General features: G+C 43.6%; 26 protein-coding genes. 11 read left to right on the forward strand and 15 right to left on the reverse strand.

Annotation, left to right across the window (positions count from 1 at the left end; translation table 11 throughout):
- Positions 1-6: 6 nt before the first annotated feature.
- The 5 genes from DN53_RS04950 to radC all read right to left on the reverse strand — a co-directional run bounded on the left by DN53_RS04950 (position 7) and on the right by radC (position 4,763).
- Positions 7-1,395 (reverse strand): DUF5723 family protein, encoded by a 1,389-nt coding sequence (locus DN53_RS04950; protein ID WP_242502062.1) that lies wholly within the window; start codon positions 1,393-1,395, stop codon positions 7-9.
- 68 nt (positions 1,396-1,463) lie between these two features.
- A complete protein-coding gene (locus DN53_RS04955; RefSeq protein ID WP_129653259.1) occupies positions 1,464-2,018 on the reverse strand; it encodes a hypothetical protein in 555 nt (184 codons plus the stop codon).
- Between the two features lie 56 nt (positions 2,019-2,074).
- Entirely contained in the window at positions 2,075-2,764 is a 690-nt protein-coding gene (locus tag DN53_RS04960; protein ID WP_129653260.1) for a YjjG family noncanonical pyrimidine nucleotidase, read from the reverse strand.
- Entirely contained in the window at positions 2,757-4,052 is a 1,296-nt protein-coding gene (locus DN53_RS04965) for a polysaccharide deacetylase family protein (protein WP_129653261.1), read from the reverse strand. The genes DN53_RS04960 and DN53_RS04965 overlap by 8 nt, the downstream gene beginning before the upstream one ends.
- Positions 4,053-4,064: 12 nt before the next feature.
- Positions 4,065-4,763, reverse strand: coding sequence for a RadC family protein (gene radC, locus DN53_RS04970; RefSeq protein WP_129653262.1), 699 nt, complete (start codon positions 4,761-4,763; stop codon positions 4,065-4,067).
- A gap of 53 nt (positions 4,764-4,816) precedes the next feature.
- Here radC and DN53_RS04975 point away from each other — a divergent pair, with 53 nt between their 5' ends.
- On the forward strand, positions 4,817-5,266 hold the full coding sequence (locus DN53_RS04975) for a DUF1569 domain-containing protein (RefSeq protein ID WP_129653263.1): 450 nt from the start codon (positions 4,817-4,819) through the stop codon (positions 5,264-5,266).
- A 3-nt stretch (positions 5,267-5,269) separates the two neighbouring features.
- Here the strand turns inward: DN53_RS04975 and DN53_RS04980 are convergent, their stop codons facing one another.
- The gene (locus DN53_RS04980; protein WP_129653264.1) at positions 5,270-6,190 is read right to left on the reverse strand and encodes a Mur ligase domain-containing protein; all 921 of its coding nucleotides are present in this window, start codon (positions 6,188-6,190) and stop codon (positions 5,270-5,272) included.
- Between the two features lie 95 nt (positions 6,191-6,285).
- Here DN53_RS04980 and DN53_RS04985 point away from each other — a divergent pair, with 95 nt between their 5' ends.
- The 3 genes from DN53_RS04985 (at position 6,286) to DN53_RS04995 (ending at position 7,859) form a co-directional block, all read left to right on the forward strand.
- The gene (locus DN53_RS04985; RefSeq protein WP_129653265.1) at positions 6,286-6,597 is read left to right on the forward strand and encodes a cupin domain-containing protein; all 312 of its coding nucleotides are present in this window, start codon (positions 6,286-6,288) and stop codon (positions 6,595-6,597) included.
- Positions 6,598-6,599: 2 nt separating this feature from the next.
- Positions 6,600-7,385, forward strand: a complete 786-nt coding sequence (locus tag DN53_RS04990; RefSeq protein WP_129653266.1) for an SDR family oxidoreductase — start codon at positions 6,600-6,602, stop codon at positions 7,383-7,385.
- Between the two features lie 96 nt (positions 7,386-7,481).
- Positions 7,482-7,859: a DoxX family membrane protein gene (locus DN53_RS04995; RefSeq protein ID WP_129653267.1), complete on the forward strand. Its 378-nt coding sequence runs from the start codon at positions 7,482-7,484 to the stop codon at positions 7,857-7,859.
- A 102-nt stretch (positions 7,860-7,961) separates the two neighbouring features.
- Here the strand turns inward: DN53_RS04995 and DN53_RS05000 are convergent, their stop codons facing one another.
- From DN53_RS05000 to DN53_RS05030, 7 genes are all read right to left on the reverse strand, one after another.
- Entirely contained in the window at positions 7,962-8,687 is a 726-nt protein-coding gene (locus DN53_RS05000) for a LytR/AlgR family response regulator transcription factor (RefSeq protein ID WP_129653268.1), read from the reverse strand.
- On the reverse strand, positions 8,684-9,742 hold the full coding sequence (locus DN53_RS05005) for a sensor histidine kinase (protein WP_129653269.1): 1,059 nt from the start codon (positions 9,740-9,742) through the stop codon (positions 8,684-8,686). Before DN53_RS05005 ends, DN53_RS05000 begins: the two co-directional genes overlap by 4 nt.
- 59 nt (positions 9,743-9,801) lie before the next feature.
- Positions 9,802-10,011, reverse strand: coding sequence for a hypothetical protein (locus DN53_RS05010; RefSeq protein WP_129653270.1), 210 nt, complete (start codon positions 10,009-10,011; stop codon positions 9,802-9,804).
- 258 nt (positions 10,012-10,269) lie between these two features.
- On the reverse strand, positions 10,270-12,294 hold the full coding sequence (locus DN53_RS05015) for a S9 family peptidase (RefSeq protein ID WP_129653271.1): 2,025 nt from the start codon (positions 12,292-12,294) through the stop codon (positions 10,270-10,272).
- Positions 12,295-12,435: 141 nt separating this feature from the next.
- A complete protein-coding gene (locus DN53_RS05020; RefSeq protein ID WP_129653272.1) occupies positions 12,436-12,960 on the reverse strand; it encodes a DUF4136 domain-containing protein in 525 nt (174 codons plus the stop codon).
- A gap of 65 nt (positions 12,961-13,025) precedes the next feature.
- Positions 13,026-14,027, reverse strand: a complete 1,002-nt coding sequence (obgE, locus tag DN53_RS05025; RefSeq protein WP_129653273.1) for a GTPase ObgE — start codon at positions 14,025-14,027, stop codon at positions 13,026-13,028.
- 50 nt (positions 14,028-14,077) lie between these two features.
- On the reverse strand, positions 14,078-15,187 hold the full coding sequence (locus DN53_RS05030; RefSeq protein ID WP_129653362.1) for an adenylate kinase: 1,110 nt from the start codon (positions 15,185-15,187) through the stop codon (positions 14,078-14,080).
- A gap of 118 nt (positions 15,188-15,305) precedes the next feature.
- On the opposite strand from DN53_RS05030, the gene DN53_RS05035 reads away from it, so the two are divergent.
- From DN53_RS05035 to DN53_RS05050, 4 genes are read left to right on the forward strand one after another with little or no spacing between them, the layout of a single operon-like run.
- Complete coding sequence (locus tag DN53_RS05035) at positions 15,306-16,460, forward strand: 5-(carboxyamino)imidazole ribonucleotide synthase (protein ID WP_129653274.1); 1,155 nt, start codon at positions 15,306-15,308, stop codon at positions 16,458-16,460.
- Positions 16,461-16,464: 4 nt separating this feature from the next.
- Entirely contained in the window at positions 16,465-16,953 is a 489-nt protein-coding gene (purE, locus tag DN53_RS05040; protein ID WP_129653275.1) for a 5-(carboxyamino)imidazole ribonucleotide mutase, read from the forward strand.
- A gap of 12 nt (positions 16,954-16,965) precedes the next feature.
- Complete coding sequence (locus tag DN53_RS05045) at positions 16,966-17,361, forward strand: hypothetical protein (RefSeq protein ID WP_129653276.1); 396 nt, start codon at positions 16,966-16,968, stop codon at positions 17,359-17,361.
- A gap of 2 nt (positions 17,362-17,363) precedes the next feature.
- The gene (locus DN53_RS05050; protein ID WP_129653363.1) at positions 17,364-19,394 is read left to right on the forward strand and encodes a M3 family metallopeptidase; all 2,031 of its coding nucleotides are present in this window, start codon (positions 17,364-17,366) and stop codon (positions 19,392-19,394) included.
- Here the strand turns inward: DN53_RS05050 and DN53_RS05055 are convergent.
- Positions 19,391-19,750 carry a hypothetical protein gene (locus DN53_RS05055; RefSeq protein WP_129653277.1) on the reverse strand — a complete coding sequence of 120 codons (360 nt, stop codon included), beginning with the start codon at positions 19,748-19,750 and terminating at the stop codon, positions 19,391-19,393. The two genes, DN53_RS05050 and DN53_RS05055, sit on opposite strands and share 4 nt — an antisense overlap.
- 228 nt (positions 19,751-19,978) lie before the next feature.
- Here DN53_RS05055 and DN53_RS05060 point away from each other — a divergent pair, with 228 nt between their 5' ends.
- Both DN53_RS05060 and DN53_RS05065 read left to right on the forward strand, forming a co-directional pair.
- A complete protein-coding gene (locus DN53_RS05060) occupies positions 19,979-20,533 on the forward strand; it encodes a sigma-70 family RNA polymerase sigma factor (RefSeq protein WP_129653364.1) in 555 nt (184 codons plus the stop codon).
- A gap of 2 nt (positions 20,534-20,535) precedes the next feature.
- A complete protein-coding gene (locus DN53_RS05065; RefSeq protein ID WP_129653278.1) occupies positions 20,536-20,766 on the forward strand; it encodes a hypothetical protein in 231 nt (76 codons plus the stop codon).
- On the opposite strand, the gene DN53_RS05070 is transcribed toward DN53_RS05065, so the two are convergent.
- Entirely contained in the window at positions 20,763-21,590 is an 828-nt protein-coding gene (locus tag DN53_RS05070; RefSeq protein ID WP_129653279.1) for a UbiA prenyltransferase family protein, read from the reverse strand. The two genes, DN53_RS05065 and DN53_RS05070, sit on opposite strands and share 4 nt — an antisense overlap.
- A 122-nt stretch (positions 21,591-21,712) precedes the next feature.
- Between DN53_RS05070 and gcvP the strand changes: the two genes are divergently transcribed.
- The gene (gene gcvP, locus DN53_RS05075) at positions 21,713-24,565 is read left to right on the forward strand and encodes an aminomethyl-transferring glycine dehydrogenase (protein WP_129653280.1); all 2,853 of its coding nucleotides are present in this window, start codon (positions 21,713-21,715) and stop codon (positions 24,563-24,565) included.
- Positions 24,566-24,569: the final 4 nt, after the last annotated feature.

Here is a 24,569-nt window from a genome sequence, read left to right on the forward strand (position 1 = left end):
GTATGCTCAATTATCGTTCCAAGATATGATATTAAATCCGAACTGTAAAGAAGCATAGTGGCTATCAGCAACATTCCTATAGCTCAAAAGATTGTCGCCCAATACATAAAAGTTAACCGGCCCAGCTTGAAGGTTGAGCCCCAACCCTATGTTGGTCCATGAATATTTGTCAACTGTATAAGTGGTCTTTAAAGCCAAGGTTCTTCCCAACCTTTTTTGATAAAAACCGGTCAGGGCAGGCTGAATACCCCTGGGTCTTTTCATTAAGAACAGCTGCCCACCAACACTATTTCTGTAAATACCGGACATTCCACCTCCCCTTTCCATATTGACCCCACAACCACAGTTTTCGAGGGAGCGTCCATCTCCTTCTCCAAAATCATATCGGATGGATCCATAAACTTTCACTGGCCTCAGGGATATGTACCCCGAACTGTTTTCTTCATAAGGAAGGGATTCTTCAATATCGTCCACCAATTCCTGCCACAAATCATTGTTGACATCATTGATATCCTCAGGTAAGAATACAGTGATTCCTTCTGTACTGGCATTTCCGCGAAGGGTATAGTTCTGGATATCTTTTGAATTGTAGATGAACCCAACATCAAGGACACTTGCGGTAATGGTGGTTTGAGGGTTTAAGTTGTAGCTGAAACCTGCATCAAATCCAAGGCCCAGATTACCTCCCAATAAGACCCTTTTGGTAAAAAGACTGGTCAAGTCCTTTGTAGTGGTGGACGTATCTTCATCCAAAATATCATAAAAACCCTTAACCCCTGCGGTCTGTAGCTGCATATCGGCAACCATACTGCTCACATAAACATTGTTCTGTCCAGGGCTGGTCCTAAAAGAACCCGAGTTGTGTATGGACTGGAATTGAAAAACACTGGAATACAGTTTAGCCCGTGCCCCTACAATAAGGTCGTTGCTTATTTTCCTATTGACCCCGAAATGGAATACGTTCACCATTTCACCCCTTAGGCTAAGGTCTCCCAGGTCAAAACTCCTGCCAATATTGGCGCCTCCATTACCTTCAAAAGCAAGTAAGGCCAAATCTTTGGGCCAATAGACAATGATGTCGGTCTCCCCGTACATTCCAAAGGAATAATAGTCGTCCGGCCTGTTTCGTCCCCTAAATCCAACATAAAATCCTTCTATCTGGCTGGTGGTACTAAAATCGTCCTTTCGTGTCATCGCATCCAACACACGCTCCCGAACCTTTGTGGTGAAGTCAATTCCGTCATCTGCGAACAAATCGTTTACGGTAACGCCACTTGTCCCGGCCTGAAAAGAGAGGCCCGACAGTAGTGGTATTCCCACATGCCATTTTTCCGAAGTCTTTACCCCTGGGTTTAGCATAAGTGACTGTGGAATCTCATAGAAATCGTACAGCAACTGTTTGTTTTGCGCGCAAAGCGCATGCATTCCTAACCAAACAACAAAAATGAGCCTAATCCCCTTCCTCATTTTAATCGGAATAAAAATTCAGCTCCAGAGCTAAGCTTTACTTTGGGGTCTGATGTTGAAGAAACACTGGTACTGTCGCTTAAATTCCCCCCACTTATCCGTAGACTTGAAGTTGTTACCAAGATATCGATGCTCTTTCCCCCTGGCCCATAAAATACATCTCTAGTAAAAACTTCAGGCATATTGGGTTCCACGGTAAAGGACTCAACGTCCAAAACATTACCGTCTTCATCCAAAAACTCTATGGTAATTCCCAACCTTTTGCTGGTAGTGTTCTCAAGCTCATAATGGATGGTCCCTTCCAAAAGTCGTTCGGCAACAAACTCTTCATTGAAGGCGTCGAAATTTACCGTCTGTGCATAAAAAACCCCAACATTACCTGCAGCGTTAATGGTTGCTTCATCCGATTCCAGATAAAAAATACCCGAAGCCAAGGTAGGGGTTATGGAAAGATCTTCGAACTGATCAAAATCCTGTTTCTCGGAACATGAATTGAGCAGAAATGAGAAAAAAATGAGTGCCACCAACAAACGGCAAAATAATCCTTTCATAGATTAAAATTCATTTTCAAGTGAAACAATGGGGCATGCCGTACCCTATGTTAACTCTATAAAATGCTTTTTATTTCAATGAGATTGTTAATTGTTTTGCAGTGGTCGTGACCTGGTTCTTTGTTGGAATTAAAGTGAAGCGCCTGCATCTTAACTGTTTTGGCACCAATAATATCCGCTTCAAGGCTATCCCCGATCATTATGGTGTGTTTGGCTTCTACTTGCGCCCTGTCCAATGCCAGCTTAAAAATGTAGGGGTCCGGTTTTTTTACACCGGCCATCTCAGAGTTGACCACATGCTCAAAAAAATGATGGATGTTACTTCCTTTGAGCTTTTTTTCCTGTACTTCCTGAAAACCGTTGGTGATGATATGTAGTCGGTACTTGGGTTCAAGATACTCCAATACCTGCCTAGCATTGGGCATTAGATGGGTAAATGAAGACAGGTGTGCTATATATTCATGGGCCAGTTCATAGATAAGCTTATCCGGTATTGTAGCCGCCATAGTGTCGAACGTGCGCCTTAATCTCTGAAATCGGAGTTCTGACTCATCAATCCTATTCTCCCGATAGAGTTTCCAATATTCAAGGTTGATGGGGGCATAAATCCTCAAAAAGTCATCCAATTCCACAGAAACCCCATTCTCCTTAAAAATCCTCTCGAAAGTAAGGGCAGAATTCCTTTCAAAATCCCACAGCGTGTGGTCCAGATCGAAAAAAACATCGGTAATCCTATGCTCAAACATAATATCTCTTCAGAAACGATTGATATAGCTCCATCCAATCAATCTTATGATTGCTACCCAATAGCTCATTGGAGAAAATAATGGTCATATTCCCATTTACTTGCTTTATCCATCTATACACATTGTCCATTTTTTCGAATATCTCCTCTTTATTCCTATAATTTGTCAATGCATAATCATGAACCGTAAAAGGATGCACCTTTAAAGGTTGTCGCACCTCCATGTTGATATCATAAAAATGGAAAGGGGTACAGGTACCGGCCCTAAACCCTATTTCATGGGTATACCCCATGGAAAAATCATCCGTAAACTCCGTTTCCACCAAATTCCGATACGTGGTGGGCACGCTTACCCTGTTATACCGAAGTCTGGCATAATTGATGGGCCTATTAATGAGATTGCCCAATTGTTTTTTTTCCTCTTTCAGGACCGACTTGTCCGTTGAGGACAAAAACGATGTACTTAAGGAGACCACACTATAATCCGCCACTGATTTTATGAGATAGCGAAACTTATTGTTGTTGGGGGATATGTTCTTATCATGGGCGGAGTGCTTTGCAAACTGAAAAAAGAACATGGTCTTAATGGGCAGTTTTTTATGGATGTCCACCAATTCATAAAAATTGTCATAGGGATCTTTGCTGAAGCCCAACAAGACCGAAAACCGCTTTGCGACATCCCTTAACTTAAAATTGCCCAAATCAAGTAAAAAACCTCCCAGACTTCTCATAAACCCACGCATGGCATAACAGTGCGAGGTGGTAACGTTAATGATCGATGTAAAACTGTACTCCCTTTGCCCAACTTCCATATCCGGAAACCGTTCCTTGAGGGCATCCAAAAGTTTATAAGCCCAAATATCCACCACGGGAAGCTGCAGGAAATTGTTCTGGTAGGCCAAGCTTTCCTTTACCGGAAACCTCCCCACACTATCTTTCACATGGGGGAGATATTCTTCATATCGGCTCAAAAGGAAAAAGCTTGCCGAAAAAACATCATAAGGAATGGAGCTTTTCTCTCCGCACATAAAAAAACAGGGGATACCGTCCCAGTCACCTACTTTAATTTCCAAGTCGTTGATACCCTGTTCAAACAAAAGGTCGTTGCTCCTAATAAAAAATTCGTTCTGTAGGGGCTGCTTGGAATAGGTCATTTTGGGCCCCGAATGTTTGATAAAGTCCTCTACCCTTGTGGTGAACGAAATTTCCACACCCAATATCTTCTCGAAAAGCTGACGGGCGGTATACGTAAGTCGATTGGTGATCTTATGGGTAAATATCAATAGCATAAATGGCGATAATCATAACATGCCTTGATCGGCAAAACTCAAATAATCGTGTCGTGTCAAAATCAAATGGTCCAATACTTTTATGTCCAAAGCCTCCGAAGCATTTTTCAGTTTCTCAGTAATATGTTTGTCCGAGGCGCTGGGCTTCAAGGTTCCGGAAGGGTGATTATGGGCCAGGATGATCCCCACGGCACCCAACTCAAGGGCCTCTTTCAAAACCAATCGTACATCTACCAGGGTTCCGGTAATTCCTCCTTTGCTCAATTGAGACTTATGGATGACTTTATTGGAATTGTTGAGGTACACAATCCAGAATTCCTCATGTTGCAATTCTCCCATAATTGGATACAAAAGCTCAAAAGCATCCCTACTGCCAGATATCTTGGTAATCTTCCCGGTATCCTGCATCCGTCTTCGTCTACCCACCTCCAAAGCGGCAGCAATGGTAACGGCCTTGGCTTCCCCAATTCCCTTAAACTTCATCAATTGGTTTACCGAAAGTTTCCCCATCTCACTTAAATTGTGGCCCACCGAGGCCAAAATCCGCTTGGACAGCTCCACGGCACTCTCATCCCTGTTCCCTGAACCAATGAGAATTGCAATCAATTCCGCATCGGACAGGACAAAACTGCCTTTATGCCGCAGTTTTTCCCTAGGCTTGTCGTCATCTGCCCAATTTTTGATTGAAAAGGAAACCAATTTTTCTTGCATCCTCTAAAGATAGGAGATTAAATTTATGTAATTTTCGTAGTAAATCTTATCCTATGAAATCTTTGTTCAACACTGAGGCCCATGCTGAAATCCTTTCCCGAATTGATAAACTTTCGGAATCCACCCAGAGGCAATGGGGCAAGATGGAGGTTGGACAAATGCTATACCATTGTCAGTTTCCCCTAAAGGTGGCTTTGGGCAAACTTACAATAAAAAAACCCAATCCTTTTATGAAGCTTATGTTCAAAGTTTTTAAAAAGAGCATGTACAATGACAAACCTTGGAAGCACAATTTACCCACTGCGCCGGGGTTTAGGGTCAAGGATGGGAAAGATTTCCCAAAGGAAAAACAAGCCTTGATTACCCTTATCAATGATTTTTATGGGGAGCGGGATATTAAGGACCGGGGACCCCACCCCGCTTTTGGCGACCTCACTTACGATCAGTGGGGACAAATACAGTACAAGCATCTGGACCACCATTTAAGGCAATTTGGGGTTTAACCTTTATCTCTGGGCAGCCACTTTAAAAGAAGCTATGGCCTCATAGAAATCATCTTCATCCACACCCATTTGTTGGCAAATCCATTTGGCCCCGATCAAATTGTCCAAGGACTTATTTTCTAAAATCTCCAAAGGCATTTCACCTTCAGGTGTATCCAGAAGGACCATACCGTTTTCAACACGGTAATCCGGGGATTGGTACGCAAATTTTCGGATAGGGTTTTCTGTAGCCTCCACCATTTTTTTCACCTCAGGGTCTTTTTCATTATAGGTAATGCTTCCTCCCTTTATGATACCATCCACAAAAATCCTGAACTGTTCCAGAGGGTTTTGCATAGTTGAAACCTCACTATCATCACTCTTGACCATCCTACTCAAAAGGGCAATATTGGGTTGATACACCTGAAATCTAGGCCTTGGATCCAAAACCGATGAAAATTGCTCGCCACCCTCCAATATCACAAAGTCATTCTCCTCGGTAAAGTGCACGCTGCGTTCAAATCCTTCCAAGCGAGTTTCCAACATATAGTCCACCTCAACAGCATTGTAGTGCAGTACATGCAAAATCATGGAAACAATCTCCGCCTTTCCATCTCCTGCCACAACCACCCGGGTCTTGTATTTGGATTGCCCATACACGAATGCTGGATAGGAAAAAATCTGCAATCCCAATTCCTTCGCTTTATGCAGTTCAGGGTTATCCAATGGTACCTGCGGCCCCAAAACCACGGCATCCAATTGGTCATGGATTGTTTCAGGGTTCCACCCCATGGTTTCCGGAAGAAGCCCAAAAGGCTCCAATCTACTTTTCAGGGATTCTTCAACACCTCTGTCGCTCCCGGTAATGATGTGCCCATTGTCCCTCAACGTCAAGGCTAAATCACTCAGGACAGCTTCCCCTATACCTATAAAGTGTATTTGCATCAAATTGATTTATCTTTCAAAAATAGGTATTGATAAAACCAATCCAAACAAACACCCAATCTTATTAATTTCTATCTTGGGAAAAACTTGAACAGATGAACCTATCACAAATTCAATCCAAGGAAATCATGCCGGGTTATCATGGAAAATTGGTACATGGGGATACCATATCCTGGGCCTTTTGGAGGGTGGAAAAGGATGCCGAGGTACCGGAACATTCCCACCACCATGAACAGATCATGCATGTTGTGGAGGGTGATTTTAAATTTACCCTTGATGGAAATACAGCCGTCTACCGTTCTGGGGATGTGGTGGTAATTCCTTCCAACAGTCCCCATAGTGGAAAAGCGTTGACGGCATGTAAATTAATGGATGTTTTTAGCCCTGTTCGGGAAGAATATAAATAAGTATGAATATATCCCTTAAAGGAAAGACCGCTCTTGTGGGCGGCAGTAGCAAAGGAATTGGCGAGGCAATAGCCCGACAATTGGCCGAAAGTGGTGCAAGCGTTACCCTAATGGCCAGAAATGAGGGAAAAATGAAGTCCATCATCAAGGAAATGGACACTTCCTCAGGGCAAGAACACCAATTTTTGGTTGTTGATTTCTCTAATTTTGAAATTTTCAAAAAGACTATTTCCTCGTTTTTCAAACATAATGATGTAGATATTCTAGTCAACAACACACAAGGGCCTTCGGCGGGTGGCGCACTGGAAAAATCCATTGAAGACTACCAACAGGCCTTTGATCTACTCTTTAAATCGGTTGTACTCACCACGGAACTGGCTTTAAAACATATGCAAAAGAAAAAGTGGGGACGTATTATCAATGTGGCATCCATCTCGGTCAAGGAACCTTTAAATTACTTGGCCTTGTCCAATTCCATTCGTGCCGCCGTGGTCACTTGGTCTAAAAGTTTGGCCTATGATATTGCCCAAGAGGATATTACAGCCAACAGTGTTTTGACCGGATATTTTGATACGGACCGCATTGCCCAACTCAACACAAAAAAAGCGGAAAAAATGGGGGTCACTCCTGAGGAAGTACGCTCCACCATGGAGGAGCAGGTGCCCATGAAGCGTATTGGAAAACCCGAAGAATATGGATATCTGGTAGCATTTCTGGCCTCGGATAAGGCAGCGTACATTACTGGGACCAACATCCCCATTGACGGAGGGCTCCTAAAATCTTTATGAGAATTTTTTTATTTATAACAAAATATTTTTAGGGTTAAATTATCATATATTTAATTTTTAGGTATTTTTATTGCTCAACCAATAAAAATTACACCCATGAATTCAAAAGTTTTTTTGGCAGTTCGAATCCTATTGGGACTTTTTGTTCTGGTTTTTGGACTCAACAAGTTCCTGAACTTCTTACCTCCTCCAGGTGACCTACCGGATGCGGCCATTACCTATTTCGGTGCAGTTTCATCAACCTATACCCTTAAATTAGTCGCCATTGTAGAAATTTTGGCAGGACTTGCCCTTATTCTCAACAAATATGGTGCACTTATGGCCGTTATATTGATGAGTGTATCCGTAAATGTTGTATTGTTCCACGCCACCTTAGCTCAGGCAGGTATAGGTCCCGGTCTGGGTCTATTGATCTTGAATATTGTGGTCTTAATTGGCTACAAGGATAGATACAAGGACCTTTTACGCCCTTAAAGTATTTATTATATTATATCGAACGAAGCCGGGAGTTTGTTCAACACATCCCGGCTTCGCTCGAACTGACATAAAACAGTACCGTTTCTTTTCCTTTTTTGATTATAGACTCATACGATCCTTAAAGATGTAGGACTGTCTTCGTGAAACCTCTATTTCTTCCCCATTTTGCATGGTAAGCTTGAGTTTTCCGTTGAACCATGGTACCACTCCTTCAATAAAATGGGTATTCACGATCTGCTGGCGGTTGGCCCTAAAAAAAGATGCTTCGGGAAGTTTTTCCTCCACTAGGTTCAATGATTTGTACAGCAAAGGCTTTTTATCCCCAAAAAACACGCGGGTATAGTTGCCCACAATCTCAAAATGGGAAATATCCCCAATTTTTACCAACCAGCACGATTCCCCATCTTTGATGAAAATCTGACTGCTCTCCTTGAGTCTTTTTGACTTATCGGCTCCTGTTTGGACAGACTCCAATTTTGTCCGCACCTTTTCCATGGCCATGTCAAATCGCTTTTCACTCACAGGTTTCAGCAAATAATCCAAGGCGTTGTACTCGAAGGATTTTATGGCATACTCGTCAAAAGCTGTGGTAAATATGGTAATGGGCACCTCATCCAACATCTCCAAAAGCTCAAAACCATCTTTTTCGGGCATGTTGATATCCAAAAACAACAAATCTGGTGAAGTATTCTGAATAAGCTCAAACCCTGCATCCACATTTTCAGCCTCTCCCAGAAGATCAATATCATCATGCTTTTTGATCAGCTCCTTCAACTCGTTCCGGGCCAATCTGGAATCCTCTACAATCACAGCTTTGATGTTCATGTCAGTGGAATTTTAATGTTGGCCACCACCTCATCGGAAACTTCTTCCAAATTAAAGGAAGCTCTGTTGCCATAAAGCAATTTTAACCGCTGCTGTATATTTTGCAGCCCCAATTGAGTGGAATCTTTGGCTATCTTGAGTTTGCCCGTATTGAGGACCTCCAGTATCAACTGTTCTTTTTCCTTTTTGATGTTCAACACAATGGTTCCTCCTTGTTTGAGGTTGGAGATACCGTGTTTGGTGGCATTTTCCACCAATAGCTGTATGATCATGGGTGGGATTTGTAAATCAAGGGTTTCGCTATCCACATTCTGGACAAATTCCAAACGATCTTCCAGTTGGATCTTGGATAGCGCTATATAATTGTCCACCATTTCCAATTCTTCCCGGACCGAAATGGCATTGTTGCTGTTCTTGGTCAGTGAGAACCGTAAGATTTCTGAAAGTTTGGTAAGCATTTCCCGGGATTTTTCCACGTCTTCCAACATCAATCCCCTAATATTATTGAGGCTGTTGAACATAAAGTGGGGGTTTATCTGACCCTTCAAGGTATTCAGCTGTGCTTGCTTCAGGTGGGTATTGAGTTCCAAGCGTTCTATTCGGTCCTTATTAAGTTTAAGAAGTAATTTGATCACCAAATAGGTGACCGTCCAAGCTCCAATAAGAAACAGGGAATTGAGTACTTGTATCCCAACATTGTCGTGATACTTGAACATCTGGAGTTCTGAAGGGGTCAATGCCGGACCAAACTCAACATAGACATACCCAAAAACAAAGTTCAAGACCCCAAACAAAGTGGCCGCCATTAGATAGGAAACCAGAATCTTCACAAACTCGTTAATCCCAAAAGCGTCAAACTGTATGGTTCTTTTAAGGTACAGTCGCAACAGCGAAGTCGCAAAAATACCTAAAATCGTCCCCATGACCACGGAGTAGACGAGCAGGGACATACTTATCTGCTTCACTACAAAAACAGAAACCAGATTGATAAAACCCCATCCCAAAATCTGAAGGGTCCAAAAGGCTTGTTCTCGTTTTTTAGTGCTCAATTCCATGGATATGGTCTACGGTATCCCAAATATACTTTAAGCAGTTCAACCTATGGGAACGCCCTTTACTGATTTTGTGTTTGCTTTTTCCAGAATGGTCTGCTACAAGATTTGCTCGAAGTAAGAAAAGCTACCCATACCAAGGACATACCCGTATAAAAGAAAACAAAATAATCATCATAGGCCCAGGCATTGTACCTACCATAGATTCCTGTCAGGACCCCGATAATCCCTAGGGTCAAAATAACTTTACGTTCCGTGTTCAATTTCCGCATTGTTTAGATTTTTAAAAAATTCACAAATTGCTTTTTACAAGAAGATGTCCACCAATAGGGTTATCATCAATCGTACAAGTGCTATCATTGCTTTGGGTTTTAGGATTTTGTACGGAGCTAAATTACAGGGCTTTACATTGGCACACACCTGAATTATGGGCAGCGGTAAAAAAGACCCAGTGAACGGTAATCATAATTTTCCAAAAGAAAAAAAGGAGCTAAAAAAGCTCCTTTTAAATTGAAAATCAGTCCTATAAATCAATCTTTCAACGGCTGGGGAATTTCCTGTTGTCCCAAATGTTTGGCATAAAAGCCCATCATGGCCTTGTAAAGCTCAAGACGGTTCTCCTCTTTACCAAATCCATGGCCCTCATCATATTTTACCATATAGGGCACGTCATAACCTTTTCCTCTCAAAGCGCTTACAATTTGGTCCGATTCATCTATATTGACCCTTGGGTCGTTGGCTCCCTGCACCACAAACAAAGGTTTATTTATTTTATCAATTTGATACACCGGGGAAACCTCTTCCATAATTTTCTTTTCTTCGGGAACATCCTCATCATACCATATTTCCTTAATGATCTTTAGGTAGGGTTTCCAATACGGCGGAATGGTCTTCATAAAAGTGAACAAATTGGATACCCCCACATAATCCACCCCACAGGCGTAGAGATCAGGGGTCTTGGTCAAACCTCTCAATACGGCGTACCCTCCATGACTGCCTCCATAAATTGCGGCTTTATCTGGATCGACCCAGCCTTGTTCCACTACGTATTGCAGTCCATCCTCCACATCATCCATGGCCTTTCTTCCTATCTGTTTAAACCCAGATTCCAAGAATTCCCTGCCATACCCCCCGGAAATCCTAAAATTCACCTGAAGGGTGGCATAGCCCCTACTGGCAAATAATTGCGCTTCCGGGTTAAAGCCCCAAGAATCCCGGATGCCTTGCGGTCCACCATGCGGGTTTACAATAACGGGCACCTTTTGGCCGGCCAAAGCTGCTTTGGGCAAGGTAATATAGCCATGTAGGGTAATACCGTCCCTACTGGTAAAGGTTATGGGGCGCATTTCGGCCATATCCTCCTTTTTCAACTGGGGCATGGTGTTGTACAGCTCTGTGAGTTCATCCTTGGCCACATTGTACGCGTAATACATACCATACACCCGATCACTGTCCACATAGAGCATGTACAGGTTTTCATCTTCAGTGCTGTCCAAAATACTGTACTGCATTCCAGGAAGTTCCTCATTTACTTTAGCATTCAGTTTTTTAAAGACCTCACTCACCGGAACCACAACACTTTTTTCTCCCTCATAGGTAAAATAGTCCACTTCATGGTTTCTGGTTCTGGAGAGTCTCATGTTCTGCACATCATATTGATCATTGGAAAAGACCTTCTTTATGACCTTGTTCTCCTTAAGATCGAACAATTGCACTTCTGCTTTATCATTGTCCAAATTGGAAACCACATAGGCATCATGCGGATATTCTGTTGCGTAGTTAAAGCTGGTGATGAAAAAGTTGTCTTTCCAATTCAGCTGTTTCAAGACTTGGAAACCTCCATTACCATCCTCATAATAGGTATCCTGTTCCACTCCATCCCGAAGGCGCGTAAATCCTTTGAGCTTTCCGTTTCTATCAAAATCATATCCCAAAATAGGATTGGCCGGGTCATCATTGGTATATAGTTGGGTCAATTCGCCGGTGACCACATTCAGTTTAAAAGGTTCAAAGACCTGAGCATTGTTCTTGTTCATGGAAACAATGATATGCTCCTTATCATCGCGCAGCAGCTCCGTGAAATCTGCCCGTACCCCATCAAAGGGAGTGAGGTCCTTCAAGTTGCTTCCATCCAAGTCCACCGCATAAATATGATAGTTTTCATTACCTCCCTGGTCCATGGAGAAGTACAGCCTTGTGGTATTGAGCCATCCGTATATCCTTACCAACTCGTCCTTTTCCTCAATAGCTTTTTTTACCTCGTTCGTCTCCAGGTTTTTGACATAAATATGACGCTTACCATTCTCATCACTTTCCCTGTAGGACAAGTACTTTCCATCCGGGGAAAATCGAAATGTGAACCCCTTGGGATTGCCAAAATAATCTTCTACCGTGTACCGATAATCTCCTTGATCCAATGCGGCCAAGGAAACCAGCTCTTCTTGGGAACTGGCCAAGGTAGTGTCGCCAGGTTTTTCTTGGGCGTGAAGGGCAACTCCCAAAAACATGATTAGGGAAACCCCACAGGCCCATTTGATCCTTTGTGTTGTTTTCATACGTGTTGAATTAAGTGTTTCTCTTGAAAAATGATGTTATAACAAATTAGACTGTTCGCACATATCTTTGTTACAAAAACCAACAAAAAACTGATAATCAACCACAAACCTCCAATCCTAAGGTTGATTGCATTCTTGTCTTTATCTTGTTTCTGGGGGAAACTTTGACAATGTTTTCTTGACCAAGGCCCTCAATCTTTCTTCACGAACGCTCGGGGAAGCGTTATCTCGATAGCCACTTTCAGTGGAAGCCTGCCAAAACAATGCATCACGTTGGGCATCCACAAAATCAAATAGGATATGACGCTGTATTCCGGAATTTCCAATGGGCAATCCAAGGGAAACACCGCCACCCACATTTCTGCCCGTGCCACCAATACCAACACCCACGGCACTATTGGAACCGCTGCGGTATTCACTGCTTTGAATGTTGATAAAAAAATCGGGCTCCTCGGCCAAACGGTACCCTTTGAGTTGCAAGGTGGAATCCAAAATTCGAATGAGACGTCTTTCGTCTAATTGGCTCAAGCCCGAATCCAGATCAGAAAAATAATTGTAGGTGGTATAGCTCGTAAAGTCGGTTCCCCTATCGTAATCGTAATTGACCCGAATGGAGACACAAGAGGCCAATAGGCAACACAGCACAATAATCCATAGGTTTCGCATGGCAGATAAATCTGGATTACTTAAAAATAAGGATTATTTGGCTTAGGTGGGAGAAACAGCAGTCTTTATTCGTTCAATAGCGCCCAGAGCTTATCCTTGAGCTTCTGAATGCCCAATTGGCTTACTGATGAGATAAATAGATAATCAACATCCTTAAAATCGGCCTTCATTTCCTCTCGCATTTCCTCAATGAGCTCCTCATCCAACATATCGCATTTGGAAATGGCCACAATGCGCTGTTTGTCCAACAACTCCGGATTGTACCGTCTCAGCTCATCCAAAAGAATGGCATATTCCTGACTGATGTCCTTACTATCGGCAGGGATTAGGAAAAGTAAGGTGGCGTTGCGTTCAATATGACGCAAAAAGTAGTGGCCCAAGCCTTTGCCTTCTGCAGCCCCTTCAATAATTCCGGGGATATCGGCCATGACAAAACTTTGGAAATCCCGATGTTCCACAATGCCCAGATTGGGTTTTAACGTGGTAAACTCGTAATTGGCGATTTTGGGTTTTGCCGAGGTCATCACGGACAGCAAAGTGGATTTGCCGGCATTGGGGAATCCCACAAGACCCACATCGGCCAAAACCTTAAGCTCCAAGGTTAAATGCGCCTCCTGCCCAGGGATTCCGGGTTGTGCATATCTGGGAGTCTGATTGGTAGGACTTTTAAAATGCCAATTACCTCGACCTCCCATTCCACCTTCCAGTACGATTTTCTCTTCTTGGTCCTCGGTAATCTCAAAAAGAACGGCATTGGTCTCGGTATCCCGTATCACGGTCCCAAGGGGAACCTCCAAATAGGTGTCGGCACCATCGGCCCCAGTACTCCTATTCTTGCTGCCATGTTCCCCATGACCTGCCTTAAAATGTTTTTTGAACTTGTAATGGACCAAGGTCCATAGGTTTTTGTTCCCCTTCACGATTACGTGGCCTCCACGGCCACCATCACCACCATCCGGGCCTCCCTTGGCAACATACTTTTCCCGATGTAAATGCGCAGAACCCTTGCCTCCGTTCCCGGAAGATACATGCACTTTCACATAATCCACAAAATTGCCTTCGGTCATGTCAATGGTTTTTTTTAGCAGAAAGGTGAAGGGTAAATGTTACCTCTGTCTTAGTCCAAAGCGTCTATCACCTTGCCCAAACGCTCGGTAATCTCTGCAATATCCCCAATTCCGTTTACGGAATGGAATTTCCCCTGCTTTTCGTAATAGGCTTTTAAAGGAGCTGTTTTTTCGTTGTATTCATCAAAACGATTACGGATTTTGCTCTCATCTTGATCATCGGAACGGCCACTGCTCTTCCCTCGCTCCAACAAACGGGCAATCAACACCTCATCATCGGCTTCCAAGGCGATAGTGGCATTCACCTTCATATCCTTGGATTCCAAAAAATTGTCCAAAGCCTCTGCTTGTGCAGCAGTTCGGGGGAAACCATCAAAAATAAAGCCTGACGCTTCTGGGTTTTTCTCCACTTCGTCCTTTAGCATATCAATGGTGACCTCATCGGGAACCAAGTCACCTTTATCAATATAGGATTTGGCCAAATTGCCCAATTCCGTTCCGTTTTTAATGTTGTATCGGAACACATCCCCTGTGGAAATGTGTTTCAAATTGTACTTCTCTTTCAAGAACCCGGCCTGGGTCCCTTTTCCTGCTCCTGGCTTTCCAAAAAGCACTAGGTTGATCATATCTGCTTGGTTTAATTGGTATACTTCCCTCAAATTTCTTCCCATTTCATTATAGTCCAGACCGTAACCCACAATAAAATTATCCGGGATTTCCAATCCCACATAATCAATGGTGTATTCACCATTATAGATTTCGGACTTGTAAAAAAGGGCAGCAATTTTAAATTCCTTTACATTGGTCTGGGAGAACAGATGTACCAATTGTTTCAATGTTCTTCCCGTATCGACCACATCCTCCAAAATAATGACGCTCTTTCCTTCCATGTCTTCCTGTACGTCCAACAAGGTCTCTACAATGCCTGTGGAGGTCAATCCTTGGTAGGAGCTCAACCGCACAAAAGAAACTTGGCAAGGGTGCTGATACGCCTTTAAAAAATCAGCCACAAACATGAAGGCCCCATTGAGCACACCTACAAAAAGGGGGGTTTCATCCTTGTAGTCCTCAGCGATTTCCGCCGCCATCTTTTTGATGGCCGCAAGGATTTGTTCTTCCTTTAAGTAAGGTTTAAACAACTTGTTGTTTAGCTTGATCAACGTATCATTATTTTGGTCAGGTTGGCAAAGATAGCATTTTTTGGGGGTGGTATGCCCAGCATCTTTCATCCCTTCAAGGAATTCATGTATTTTTGCAGTCATTCCAATTTAATGATCCATGGATTTTTTCTCTTCCAATTTTAAACTCGGTATTTTAGGAGGCGGGCAATTAGGCAAAATGATGCTCTACGAAACCCGAAAATGGGACATTCATACCAAGGTTATGGATGCTTCACCCGAAGCGCCCTGCAAAATCTCCTGCAATGAGTTCGTGGAAGGCAGCCTTATGGATTTTGGTGCCGTTTACAATTTTGGAAAGGATGTGGATGTCCTCACCATTGAAATTGAAAATGTGAATGTGGACGCCCTAGAGAAGTTGGAACATGAGGGCAAAAAGGTATTTCCCCCAACCAAAGCGTTGCGGACCATACAGAACAAGGCCACCCAGAAATTATTCTATACGGACCACAACATTCCAACAGCCCCATTCATGCGTTTTGCCTATACCTCCGAGATAAAAGACAGTATTTCCAACGGTGGCCTCCAGCTCCCTTTTGTTTGGAAAAGTGCCCAATTTGGATACGATGGCCAAGGTGTGAAGGTGGTTCGGAAAATGGAAGATTTAAACGGGCTTCCCAATGTGGAGTGCATTGCGGAAAAAATGGTGGATTTTAAAAACGAATTGGCCGTTATCGTAGCACGCAGCACCAAGGGTGAAGTAAAAACATACCCCGTGGTGGAAATGGAGTTCCACCCTGAGGCCAATCAGGTTGAGTATGTTATCTGTCCAGCCAGAATTGAGGATTCTGTGGCACAAAAGGCCACTGAAGTGGCTCTCAAGGTGGCCGAACATTTACAACCCGTAGGGTTATTGGCCGTGGAATTGTTTCAAACCCAGGATGACCAAATTCTGGTCAACGAAGTGGCTCCAAGACCACACAACAGCGGACATTACAGCATTGAGGCCAGTTATACCAACCAGTTTGAACAGCACATCCGGGCCATTTTGGGCCTGCCTTTGGGAAAAACAGATAGCAAAGTGGCAGGAATCATGGTAAATTTGGTCGGTGCCGAAGGCCATACCGGTGATGTGGTCTATGAACATATGGACACCATTTTGGAAATGGATGGGGTAACGCCCCATATCTACGGAAAAAAACAGACTAGGCCATTTCGTAAAATGGGACATGTGACCATTGTGGACGAAGATATGTCCAGAGCCCGAGAAGTAGCCCAAAAAGTAAAAGAAACCATCAACGTTGTAAGCAAATAACACTATGAGCAAAGTAGCCGTAATCATGGGAAGTACCAGCGACCTACCCGTTATGCAGGACGCCATCGATATCTTGAAAGAGTTCCATATTGAGGTGGATGTGGACATTGTCTCCGCACACCGAACCCCGGAAAAACTTTTTGATTTTGGTAAAAATGCCCATAACAATGGATACTCGGTGATTATAGCCGGGGCCGGAGGAGCAGCACATCTTCCAGGAATGGTGGCCTCCTTGTCCCCATTGCCAGTAATCGGTGTTCCTGTAAAAAGCAGCAATTCCATTGACGGATGGGATTCCGTATTGTCCATATTGCAAATGCCCGGAGGAGTTCCTGTTGCTACCGTAGCCCTGAACGGTGCAAAAAACGCCGGTATCTTGGCCGCCCAGATTATTGGAAGTTCCAATAGCGAAATTTTGGGCAGGATAGAGGCATACAAACAAGGATTAAAGGACAAAGTCATTAAAGGCGCAGAGGAAGTAAAGAAAAAATAGTCCGAAAACCGCATGAGCTATAACCAAATCGGAATTTTACTGGGGATATGTGCCGTTCTCATTATCCTTCTAACGTGGAAGAAAATCCATAATCCATATCTAAAAAGTTTATGGAAAAGTGGACTATTGCTTTTTTCCCTCTATGCCACCTTATTGGTTTTGATTGAGATAAGATGGCACTTTATCTCCGAATTCACCAGCAAGTTTGATACCAACGGAAATGGGTTTGTGGATTTAAGCGAATATTCGGAAGAAGCCATAGAAGCTATGAACAGAAGAGCGTATGTTGCCAATGTAAGAAACTATGCCCCGTTGACCTTGGCTGCCTTATCTTCCATCATTGGTTTTAGCTATTTGGTCAGTGATGTTATGGTACTACGATTACAAAATAAAGAATTCACGAAATGAGTATGAAAAATCCATTGTTGGAACCTTTTGAAAAAGCTCCATTTTCCAAAATAAAAAGTGAACATTTTAAACCTGCTTTTCTTCAAGCCATTGAAGATGCCAGGGCAGAAATCAATGCCATTGTAGAAAACCCCGAAGCACCCACCTTTGAGAACACGCTGGAGGCTTTGGATTTTTCAGGACAACAATTGGACAGGATTTCCAGTATTTTTTTCAACCTGAATTCCGCGGAGACCAATGAGGAAATCCAAAAGATAGCGCAGGAGGTGTCCCCTTTGCTTTCGGAATTCAGCAATGACATCACCCTGAACCAACCGCTTTTTGAACGTATCAAAACAGTTTATGGGCAAAGAGAGAACCTCTCCCTCATCCCTGAGCAACAGACCTTGCTGGAGAAACGCTATAAAAGTTTTAGCAGAAACGGTGCAAACTTGAACGAAGCGGATAAAAAAAGACTTAGGGAGATTGATGCCGAGTTGTCCAAACTAAAACTGAAATTCGGTGAAAATGTACTTGCCGAAACCAACAAATACGAAATGTTGCTGTCCAATGAAGAGGACTTAAAAGGTCTTCCCGAAGGCAGTAAAGAGGCCGCTGCACAATTGGCACAATCCAAAGACAAAGAAGGTTGGTTGATCACCTTGGACTACCCCAGCTATATTCCTTTTATGAAATATGCCGAAAACCGGGCGCTGCGCAAGGAATTGTCTTTGGCCTTTGGTAGTAAGGGATTCCACAATGATGCCTTGGACAATCAGGAAAATGTGCTCCAAATTGTTGCCCTTCGTCATGAACGCGCCAACCTATTGGGCTATGCCACGCACGCCCATTTTGTCTTGGAAGAACGCATGGCCGAAACTCCTGAAAAGGTGTTGGAGTTTTTGAATGAACTTTTGGAGAAGGCCAAACCTGCAGCGGAAAGGGAGTTTGCAGAATTGGAGGCCTTTGCCAAAGAATTGGATGGTATTGCCCATTTGGAAAAATGGGACAGCGCGTACTACTCTGAAAAATTAAAGCAGAAACTGTTCAATTTGGATGATGAAAAATTGAAACCCTATTTTAAGCTGGAGAATGTAATCAGTGGGGTTTTTCAAGTTGCTGAAAAACTTTTCGGACTAACCTTCAAGGAGGTTTTTAATGTGGACAAATACCATGATGAGGTAAAAACTTACGAAGTCTACGAGGACTCGGGCAACTTTGTTTCCCTTTTTTATGCCGATTTCCATCCCCGTCCCGGAAAACGTGGAGGGGCTTGGATGACCTCGTACAAACCACAGTATACCCTTAACGGTAAGAATAGCCGCCCACATGTTTCCAACGTGTGCAATTTCACCAAGCCAACCACTTCAAAACCCTCATTGCTCACCTTTAATGAGGTAACCACTTTGTTCCATGAGTTTGGACATGCCCTTCATGGGATGTTGGCCAATACGGTCTACCCTGGTCTTTCGGGAACTTCGGTGTATTGGGATTTTGTGGAACTACCCAGTCAGGTAATGGAAAACTGGTGCTATGAAAAGGAGGCCTTGGAACTTTTTGCCTTTCACTATGAAACGGGGGAACTTATTCCCATGGAACTCGTGGAAAAAATAAAGGAGTCTGCCACTTTTCAAGAAGGCATGGCCACTATTCGACAATTGAGTTTTGGCTTTTTGGACATGGCATGGCATGGTTCGGACCCATCCGACATCAAAAATGTAAAAGATTACGAAACCAAAGCCTTTGAAAGTACCGCTTTGTTCCCGGATACCGCAGAAACCTGCATGAGCACTTCTTTCTCCCATATTTTTCAAGGCGGGTATTCCTCTGGGTATTACAGTTATAAATGGGCCGAGGTCTTGGATGCGGATGCCTTTGCCTATTTCAAGGAAAAAGGGATTTTCAATAAAGAAATTGCGTATAGGTTCAAAGAACATGTGCTTTCCAAGGGAGGTACGGAAAATCCAATGGAACTGTACAAACGTTTTAGGGGTTCCGAACCTAAAATAGATGCCTTATTGGAACGGGCCGGGCTGCTGGAAACTAAGGACTAGCAGCACACAAAAAACGGCTCGTTACTTCCGCTATTCCAAGAAATTATCCCTATAGTGGCAATGACCACAAGCGCACCCAATGCTGAGGCCACAATGGTTCTTCCCACGGAATATTTCCGTATTCGGCTTTCGGTAATCATGGATTTCTGAATGGTCATCTCGGTGTTGTCCTGTACCACCACCAAGGTCGAATCGGTAACCGCTACAATAAGTACCTTTTCCATCTTGCGGTCCCCCATCCTGATTTCGTATCGCTTCCCAACCACATAATCGGGATTCTCGGTATTGAGTTGCTGATAGGTATAACAACTGTTGAGCAATATCAAAATAGACAATACATATGCAATTTTGACCATAACCGTAGCATCTAATAAAATGGTTACTTGCTGATTTTCATAAATTTACAAATAAAAACCACATGACCGACCCATAGCTATTTCCATAAATCAAAAATTGACTCCCTGTTAATCTTAGATTAAAGGAACATTCCAATTGCCATCAATACCTTTCCTTTGAATGTTTTGCAACAAATTGGGTATAAGATCATTCGGTAAAATCCATTACTTTTGACACTTCTAACAACTATGGCCGAGCATCAACTTCATCCGGACAATTGGGTAGACCAATACGCAGATTATCTGTTCAACTATGCCGTGGCTCGCGTCAGTGATGCCGAAATTGCCAAGGATTTGGTACAGGAGACTTTTTTTGCCGGACTCAATTCTGCCAAAAACTACAAAGGTGATGCAGCGGAAAGGACATGGTTGATTGCTATCTTAAAGCGTAAAGTCATTGACCATTACCGAAAAATAAATTCCAAAAAAGGAAAGGCAGAGGTTCGGATAAACTACGCTGCCAGTTCAGATTCGGAGGGAGATTGGATCGAAGAACAAGTAGCGGACCCTTTCAGCCAAGATGGAGACAATACACTTGAGAATGAAGAACTGGGGTCGGCCATACAGGAGTGTATCTCCAAGTTGCCCCGTAAACAGGCCATGGTATTTCAAATGAAAACCATTCAAGGCATGAGCACTGAGGATATCTGTAATGAATTGGATATTAATCCGTCCAACCTATGGGTAATGATCCACAGGGCAAGAACGGCACTTATGGGTTGTTTAAATGATAATTGGTTTTAGCTATGAAGATTTCATGTGAAGAGGCATCACATATCTGCACCAAATCACAGTACAAGGAAGCCAGCTTTTGGGAAATCCTAAAGCTTCGGTTGCACATACTGTATTGCAAGACTTGTGAACATTACTCCAAGCGAAACGGCACCCTTACTTCTTTGTGCGATAGGGCGGGATTGAATGTCCTTTCCAAAGAAGACAAGGAGAGCATGAAAAAAGACTTGGAAAAAAGACTTTAAAAAAGCCCGTTCAATACCCAAAAAAGCAACAACCACAAAATGGGCAGTCCTTCTACCCAAAACGAAGCAAAATAGCGTCCTTGCATCTTCCTGTGGGACCATAACACAACAACCAATACAACACCCAAGATCAATCGCATGACTATTTCATAGGGATGGATATCATCCTTGAAGAACGTCAGCACAAAGAAAAGGACCACCAATACCATTCCCAACTGCCGTGTACTTTTAACACCCAAAACCTGAGGCAGGGTCCTGAGGTTTTCATCATCCCATTTAAGGTCCCTTATTTCAAAGGGCAATATGAGCACCACCACCAAAATAAAACGTTGCAGGAACCATATCCACACATCCCAATCCAAAGGAACTTGGGCATCCATAATAGGTAAGAGAACCGTAAACCCAACCCAAACCATGGCCACAATATAAATCTTGAAACCTCCCAGGTTTCTAAGGTTTTTGGCCTCGGGCAACAAGGGTACCGCATACAATGTGGATACCAGCCCCAAAAGCCCAATGGCCATCCATATGTCACGATCTAATTGAAGGAAGAAATAAACCGCAAAGCCAAAAGACAGAAAGCTGAAAACCTGTATGTATTTATGGTACACATTGGAAACAATCAGGTATTTATAGGCCTCCACCCCATACTTGATAAAATTATAGCACACAATCACCCCAAAAAAGGTGAAACCCATCAAGTAAAAATCCCAAGGAACCTCCAACAGGTCAAAGGTGACCCCCATAAGTGAAACCACGGCAAGGGCCACATGCACACTGGCATCCAAATAGAAATCAAAAATTAATTTTAGGCTTCTCATCATACAAAATAGGAACGCCCCTGCCCAAGGTTAATTGGTGGTTAACAACTTTGGTTTGGAGACTACCAAAATTGCTTATTTTCATTGAATTAATCCCTAATTTTGTGCACTTTATTGGATTGAACATGAACACAGAAACATTTGCCGCCAGACACATTGGCATTGCTGAAAATGACCTCTCCAAAATGTTTGGGACCATTGGGGTCGACAATATGGAGCAATTGATTTATGAAACCATTCCCGATGATATCAGATTGAAGGAACCCTTAAACCTTCCCAAAGGGATAAGTGAACATGAATTTTTGGCCCATATTCAAAAGTTATCGGAAAAAAACCAGATTTTCAAAAGTTATATCGGATTGGGGTATCATGAATCCCTGACCCCATCCGTAATCAAAAGAAACATCTTGGAGAACGCAGGATGGTATACGGCATACACTCCCTATCAAGCGGAGATAGCACAGGGAAGGCTGGAAGCCCTACTGAATTTCCAGACCATGGTCAGTGACCTTACTGGAATGGAATTGGCCAATGCTTCCCTTTTGGATGAAAGTACCGCGGCCGCGGAAGCCATGACCATGCTGTTTGAGCTTCGGTCAAGGGAACAGAAAAAAAATGGAGTCGTAAAATTCTTTGTTTCGGAAGAAATCCTTCCGCAAACCTTGAGCTTGCTCGAGACCAGGGCCATTCCGTTGGGTATAGAACTGGTGGTTGGCAATCATGAAACCTTTGGTTTCTCCGAGGATTTTTATGGAGCCATCCTCCAATATCCCGGAAAATTTGGTCAAGTGAACGACTATGCCGGCTTTGTCCAAAAAGCCAAGGCCAATGAGATTAAAGTGGCTGTTGCCGCCGATATTTTAAGCTTGGTGCTACTGACCCCTCCTGGTGAATGGGGTGTTGATGTGGTTGTGGGCACCACCCAACGCTTTGGTATTCCACTGGGGTATGGCGGACCCCATGCCGCATTTTTTGCCACCAAGGAAGAATACAAAAGAAATATACCCGGTAGAATCATTGGAATCACCAAGGATACCGATGGAAACCGTGCCCTGCGTATGGCCCTCCAAACCAGGGAACAGCATATTAAAAGGGATAAGGCCACATCCAACATCTGTACGGCCCAAGTACTTTTGGCCGTAATGGCAGGAATGTATGCCGTTTATCACGGTCCCAACGGATTAAAATATATTGCCGGCAAAGTGCATGGACAAGCGTCACAATTGGCCAAAACATTGGAATCCTTTGGTTTTGAACAACTGAATTCTTGCTACTTTGACACCATTAGGGTCAAAGTAAAAAACAGCATTGCGTTGCGGGAAATCACCGAAGGTCATGGTATCAATCTTAATTATATTGATGCCGAAACGGTTTCCATATCACTCAACGAGGCCGTTTCCGAAGAGAACGTTAAGACCATTGCTCTTTGCTTTGCGGAGGCCCACGGTATAAAAACACACGATGCAGCCCCCCTTGCTTCAGAAGGGATCATTCCAAATGCATTACAGCGCAAAACACCTTTCTTGGAACATGAGGTGTTCAATGCCTACCATTCCGAAACGGAATTGATGCGTTATATCAAAAAATTGGAACGAAAGGATTTGGCACTGAACCACTCCATGATCTCTTTGGGAAGTTGTACCATGAAACTGAACGCTGCCTCCGAAATGCTACCATTGAGCTGGGCACACTGGGGAAACATCCACCCCTTTGTACCTCTAAAACAAGCACAAGGATATCAGGAAATGCTCAAAGCATTGGAATCCCAATTGAATACGATTACCGGCTTTGCCGCTACCTCCCTACAACCCAATTCGGGAGCACAAGGAGAATATGCCGGGCTTATGGTGATAAGGGCCTATCATGAATCGCGAGGTGAAGGGCATCGAAATATATGCCTCATCCCAGCTTCGGCGCATGGAACCAATCCTGCTTCGGCCGTTATGGCAGGTATGAAGGTCGTAGTGACCAAAACCGATGAAAAAGGGAACATTGATGTGGCCGATTTGGAAGAAAAAGTACAGTTACATTCCGAAAACTTGGCCGCTTTGATGGTCACTTATCCATCTACTCACGGCGTTTTTGAATCGTCCATAAAACAAATTACAAGATTGATCCACGAAAACGGCGGACAAGTGTATATGGATGGTGCCAATATGAATGCCCAAGTTGGACTTACCAACCCGGCTACCATTGGCGCCGATGTATGCCACCTGAATCTCCACAAAACCTTTGCCATCCCCCATGGAGGTGGGGGCCCTGGAGTAGGTCCTATTTGTGTGGCGGAACAATTAAAGCCGTTTTTGCCAACAAACCCTGTGATTGAAACCGGTGGTGACACGCCCATATCGGCAATTTCCGCAGCGCCTTGGGGAAGTGCCTTGGTGTGCCTGATTTCATACGGATATATCAAAATGTTGGGAACAGGAGGTCTTACCAATGCCACCAAAGCCGCCATCCTCAACGCCAATTACATCAAAGACCGCCTCAAAGGCAAGTTTGATGTTCTCTATACCGGGGAACGTGGCAGGGCCGCACATGAAATGATCATTGATTGTAGACCGTTTAAAGCCAATGGCATTGAGGTTACCGATATTGCCAAAAGGTTGATTGATTACGGGTTCCACGCCCCCACAGTTTCATTTCCAGTGGCTGGTACACTTATGATCGAGCCCACCGAAAGTGAAAGTTTGGCCGAATTGGATCGTTTTTGCGATGCCATGCTATCCATCAGAAAAGAAATTGATGAAGCCAGTGCGGACAATCCCAACAACGTTTTGAAGAATGCCCCGCATACCTTAGGCATGATCACCCATGACGTTTGGGAGTTTCCGTACAGTAGACAACAAGCTGCATTCCCATTGCCCTATGTGGCCGAAAACAAGTTTTGGCCCAGCATCCGAAGAACGGACGAAGCTTTTGGGGATCGTAATTTAATGTGCACCTGTGCGCCCATGGAGGCCTACGCAGAAGCATAGGTGA

This window comes from Flagellimonas olearia, assembly GCF_004150225.1.
Lineage (GTDB): Bacteria > Bacteroidota > Bacteroidia > Flavobacteriales > Flavobacteriaceae > Flagellimonas > Flagellimonas olearia.

Coding starts and splice junctions, on each gene's coding strand:
- DN53_RS04995 (WP_129653267.1), top strand. CDS start 7,482: ATGAATTCAAAAGTTTTTTTGGCAGTTCGAATCCTATTGGGACTTTTT.
- DN53_RS05060 (WP_129653364.1), top strand. CDS start 19,979: ATGGCCGAGCATCAACTTCATCCGGACAATTGGGTAGACCAATACGCA.
- DN53_RS04960 (WP_129653260.1), bottom strand. CDS start 2,764: ATGTTTGAGCATAGGATTACCGATGTTTTTTTCGATCTGGACCACACG.
- DN53_RS05015 (WP_129653271.1), bottom strand. CDS start 12,294: ATGAAAACAACACAAAGGATCAAATGGGCCTGTGGGGTTTCCCTAATC.
- DN53_RS05065 (WP_129653278.1), top strand. CDS start 20,536: ATGAAGATTTCATGTGAAGAGGCATCACATATCTGCACCAAATCACAG.
- DN53_RS05055 (WP_129653277.1), bottom strand. CDS start 19,750: ATGGTCAAAATTGCATATGTATTGTCTATTTTGATATTGCTCAACAGT.
- purE (WP_129653275.1), top strand. CDS start 16,465: ATGAGCAAAGTAGCCGTAATCATGGGAAGTACCAGCGACCTACCCGTT.
- DN53_RS05000 (WP_129653268.1), bottom strand. CDS start 8,687: ATGAACATCAAAGCTGTGATTGTAGAGGATTCCAGATTGGCCCGGAAC.
- DN53_RS05045 (WP_129653276.1), top strand. CDS start 16,966: ATGAGCTATAACCAAATCGGAATTTTACTGGGGATATGTGCCGTTCTC.
- DN53_RS04980 (WP_129653264.1), bottom strand. CDS start 6,190: ATGCAAATACACTTTATAGGTATAGGGGAAGCTGTCCTGAGTGATTTA.
- DN53_RS04985 (WP_129653265.1), top strand. CDS start 6,286: ATGAACCTATCACAAATTCAATCCAAGGAAATCATGCCGGGTTATCAT.
- obgE (WP_129653273.1), bottom strand. CDS start 14,027: ATGACCGAAGGCAATTTTGTGGATTATGTGAAAGTGCATGTATCTTCC.
- DN53_RS05035 (WP_129653274.1), top strand. CDS start 15,306: ATGGATTTTTTCTCTTCCAATTTTAAACTCGGTATTTTAGGAGGCGGG.
- radC (WP_129653262.1), bottom strand. CDS start 4,763: ATGCAAGAAAAATTGGTTTCCTTTTCAATCAAAAATTGGGCAGATGAC.
- DN53_RS04965 (WP_129653261.1), bottom strand. CDS start 4,052: ATGCTATTGATATTTACCCATAAGATCACCAATCGACTTACGTATACC.
- DN53_RS05020 (WP_129653272.1), bottom strand. CDS start 12,960: ATGCGAAACCTATGGATTATTGTGCTGTGTTGCCTATTGGCCTCTTGT.
- DN53_RS04955 (WP_129653259.1), bottom strand. CDS start 2,018: ATGAAAGGATTATTTTGCCGTTTGTTGGTGGCACTCATTTTTTTCTCA.
- gcvP (WP_129653280.1), top strand. CDS start 21,713: ATGAACACAGAAACATTTGCCGCCAGACACATTGGCATTGCTGAAAAT.
- DN53_RS04975 (WP_129653263.1), top strand. CDS start 4,817: ATGAAATCTTTGTTCAACACTGAGGCCCATGCTGAAATCCTTTCCCGA.
- DN53_RS05050 (WP_129653363.1), top strand. CDS start 17,364: ATGAAAAATCCATTGTTGGAACCTTTTGAAAAAGCTCCATTTTCCAAA.
- DN53_RS05070 (WP_129653279.1), bottom strand. CDS start 21,590: ATGATGAGAAGCCTAAAATTAATTTTTGATTTCTATTTGGATGCCAGT.
- DN53_RS05005 (WP_129653269.1), bottom strand. CDS start 9,742: ATGGAATTGAGCACTAAAAAACGAGAACAAGCCTTTTGGACCCTTCAG.
- DN53_RS04990 (WP_129653266.1), top strand. CDS start 6,600: ATGAATATATCCCTTAAAGGAAAGACCGCTCTTGTGGGCGGCAGTAGC.
- DN53_RS05010 (WP_129653270.1), bottom strand. CDS start 10,011: ATGCGGAAATTGAACACGGAACGTAAAGTTATTTTGACCCTAGGGATT.